The sequence below is a fragment of the Chitinophaga sp. 05T412 genome, assembly GCF_056396465.1.
Genome location: NZ_JBFTLN010000116.1, coordinates 1 through 370, shown reverse-complemented (window position 1 = coordinate 370; position 370 = coordinate 1). Strand labels below are relative to the sequence as shown.

The following is a 370-nucleotide window of genomic DNA, read 5'->3' as shown; positions in this document are numbered from 1 at the left end:
GGTCGAGCCAGCGGGACGTGACGACCTTGCCGCGGGTGAAGAAGTGCACGCCCTCCATGCCGTGGGCGTGGGTGTCGCCGAAGAGCGAGTTCTTCCAGCCGCCGAACGAGTAGTACGAGACGGGCACGGGGATCGGCACGTTGACGCCGACCATGCCGACCTCGACCTGGCGCTGGAACTTGCGGGCCGCGCCCCCGTCGTTGGTGAAGATCGCGGTGCCGTTGCCGTAGGGGTTGCTGTTGATGAGCTTCAGTCCCTCGTCGTAGGAGCCGACGCGCACGACCGACAGCACCGGACCGAAGATCTCGTCGTCGTAGACCKWCATGCCYGGCTTCACGCCGTCGAAGAGGGTCGGCGCGAGGAAGTAGCC

At 66.8% G+C, this 370-nt stretch carries 1 protein-coding gene; it reads right to left on the bottom strand.

From position 1 onward, the window contains the following. Positions 1-370: aldehyde dehydrogenase family protein (locus tag AC1DFM_RS34935; RefSeq protein WP_477081406.1), on the bottom strand; the 370-nt coding region annotated here is incomplete at both ends.